Below are 3,106 nucleotides of genomic sequence, written 5' to 3'. Positions count from 1 at the left end.
AGGCGATCATGGAGTAATCTCCGTTGCTTATAACGTTCACCCAGGGGCGGGGAGTCCGTGGATCGACTATCACGTATTCCCTCCCGTCCGGGGTGAAGTACCCGTACTTGCTCTCGAAAAGCCTCACTTTCCACACGCTCCTCAAAAGACGGCCTTGCGGGCCTCGAGTTTCTTTTGCTCTTGGGAACTCCCGTCGAGCCGGATGATCAGGCCCGCTCGCCCCTCGACCGTCGCTTCGAATTCAAGATCTCCTGTCTTCACGGTGATTGCTTTATCGTAGTCGTCGTAGTTGTTGAGGAAGAGAAAATCCGCGGCCCTCCCTTTCCTGAGCCAGGCATCGACGAACTCTCCCTTTATCTCGACGTTTCTTTCTATTCCTAGATGCCCGGCGAGCCTGCGAAGGACCTCGAGCTTGTACTCCCTCTCTAGCTCTATCCCGCAGCCGAGCATGACTATCTCGCCCTGCCCGATAGGTCCGCAAAAGGCGCAGGCCGCGCCCTCTTCATCGAACCCGAAAGGCGAAAAGCCCGAAAGTTCACGGTAACTCTCGGTGTAGAAGGCGTTTATTTCCAGGCCGAAGATCCGGGCCATCGACCAGTCCCTCTCTCTGCCTTTTTCAACGCTCAGGCGGTCGCGGATGATCGCGCACTCTCTGCCGTGTTCGTCGCGCTCCGGCAGCACCGGGAAGAGAACCAGCCTCCCGCCGCTTTCCATGTATCGGACGAGCTTTCTCTGAACACCGGCCGGCATGAAGTCGCCGGAGAAGACCCAGAGAACTGGCCGTTCGGTCGGATCGATTCCCTCGACCGCTTCCAGATCCACCGCTCCCGCGGTGTAGTTCAAAAGGAAGAGCCCCCTGAGAAGTCCGTCGAACGTCGCCATGTCCCTGTGCGCTTTGATAGAGGCGAAGGGACTACCGTCCGGAGCGAAGAATTCGCCCGCGTAGTAAGAGGAGATGAAGCCGAACCATGTGTCGAATGCCGGGACGGCGTTCAGCAGCTCTCCCTCGAAGGATCTTACGATACTTATCAGTTCTCTGATTCTGTGGTAACTCCCTCTGAGCTCTCCACGGGCTCCGATGGGCGCCTGCCAGTCGTGTACGCTTCCCATGAGGCCGCTTCCTTCGGGGTTTCTTCCCCCGACGAAGAGATAGTAATTGATCGCGTTCATTCCGCCTGCTATGCAGAGCTGGCTGGAGAGATCTATCGAGGAGGGCATCAGTTTCGGCCTGTCGTGCTGGAAGCCGCTCTGAAATTCGGCCGAGAAGAGCGGCTGGGCGGGATTCTCGACGGCCGTCATGATCGAATTCGAGATACTTATATCGGTGAAGTTCTCGTGTACTATGTTGCCTATGTAGTAGTCGCCCGAAAGAACGGCCCGCGGTATGTCGACCGCAGCCTTCAACTGCGAGACGCCGATCGGGTAATTCTTGCCTCTCTTGGCGTATTCGAGCGTGTCGAAGCCGTGTATGTTTATTATCCTCGGCAGGTCGATGCGCTCCTCATCCATGAAACGCGAGAGAGTCTCGAGGTACTCCCTGAAGTACCGCCTCATGAACCTGTGATACTCGACATTCAGGGGAAAGGCGAACTGTTTACCGTAACTCCAGGCTTCCAACTCTGCGAGAAGTTCCGGCGCCCCGGCGGTGAGGTACTCACGGAAATGGTCGAGAGCAACCGGGCTGTAATCGCCCGTGGAGGTCACCCAGTGGAGCATGCCCACTTCGTTGTCGAGCTGGACCATTATCGCGTCGCTCTCCCGGATAACCTTTGCGACCGATGCGTACCACTCTCTCACGCAGTCGAGGAAACCCGGATGCAGATACGAAAAGACTCTGGTGGGATGAGGCTTTCCCTCGCCCGTCAGCGCGATCCCGTCGGGGTGTTTCACGTAGAGCCAGTCGGGAAGGCCTTCGTTCTTGAGCTCGGACATTATGTAAGGACCGGGTTTGATGATGAGGTCGAAACCGTATTCCACGGCCAGCCTTGTGAAACCCGTCAGATCCCTTTCTGGAGAGGTCCGGCCTTGAAAGTCTATCTCACCCTCTTTCGTCTCGTGCCAGAACCATGGTACATAGAAGCTCAGCGTGTCGAAACCGGCCCGTCTTATCTTTTCCAGCCTGTCGGACCAGTCGTCGGCCGGGACCCTGAAGTAATGCATCTCGGCCGAGAAGAGAAACCTCTCTCGCCCGTCGATGACGAACTTCCCGTCTCTGCATTCAACGCGCTTCACCACGCACCTCCTGCTGAAACTAATTGAAACGTTTCAACGGTATTTCAAGCTTATCATACCGGAGAGGACCGAAGAAAATCCCGTAAACTTCGAAGAAGGATGTATATTCCCGCTCACGGTTGAATAAATGAAAAATCCTCTGTGTCTCTTCAGATCAATTCGAAATAGCCCTTCAGGTGTTCGACGCTGTTGCGCCCGAGGAAGACCTCGAACCGCCCCTTCTCGAGAGCCGGTTTCAAATTTCCGTCGAGGAAAGTTAGCATCTCCTCCGTTATGTCGAACTGCACATTCTTCGATCTACCGGCCTTCAGAAAGAGTTTTTCGAAACCTTTGAGCTCCATCACAGGTCTGGTGACGGAGGCCGTCACATCCCTTATGAAGAGCATAACCGTCTCCGAGCCGTCGTAATCGCCGCGGTTGGTGACACGCGCGCTCACTTTAAGCTCTTCCCCCATCTTCGGCGAATCGCTCGAGAGTGCGAGATCTTCGTAGTCGAAATCCGTGTAGCTCAGACCCCAGCCGAAGGGGAAGAGCGGTTCGTCCTGGATATCTATATACTTCTTGAAGAGCGGACGGCCCGTGTTTTTTCTGTTGTAGTAGACCGGTATCTGACCGACGGCGGCCGGAAATGTCAGCGTCAGTTTCCCCGAGGGATTGTGGATGCCGTAGAGGACTTCGGCAAGCGCGTTGCCGGCCTGATGACCTGGCTGCCAGAGCTGGAGGATCGCCGGCACGTTCGCCTCCTCCCAGCTCAAAACCAGGGGCCGGCCGCTCACCACGACCAGCACGACGTTCTCGTTGACTTCCATTACCGATCTCAGAAGCCGCCTCTGGGCCGCGGGTATCGTTATGTCTGCCCTGGAGCGGTTCTCGC

Annotated in this window: 3 protein-coding genes; all 3 read right to left on the bottom strand. The window is 56.3% G+C overall.

The window, feature by feature from the left end; all coding sequences use genetic code 11:
* Positions 1 to 127: hypothetical protein (locus PKX57_RS11755; RefSeq protein ID WP_472417501.1), on the bottom strand; the 127-nt coding region annotated here is incomplete at its 3' end.
* 14 nt (positions 128 to 141) lie between these two features.
* The gene (locus tag PKX57_RS11750; protein ID WP_214050439.1) at positions 142 to 2,232 is read right to left on the bottom strand and encodes a beta-galactosidase; all 2,091 of its coding nucleotides are present in this window, start codon (positions 2,230 to 2,232) and stop codon (positions 142 to 144) included.
* Between the two features lie 149 nt (positions 2,233 to 2,381).
* On the bottom strand, positions 2,382 to 3,106 hold a 725-nt coding region (locus PKX57_RS11745; RefSeq protein WP_472417499.1), incomplete at its 5' end, for a glycoside hydrolase family 3 C-terminal domain-containing protein.

Origin of the sequence: Mesotoga sp. (assembly GCF_035363035.1) — a bacterium.
In the GTDB taxonomy this organism is placed as follows: domain Bacteria; phylum Thermotogota; class Thermotogae; order Petrotogales; family Kosmotogaceae; genus Mesotoga.
This window is presented reverse-complemented; position numbering and strand designations above follow the sequence as displayed.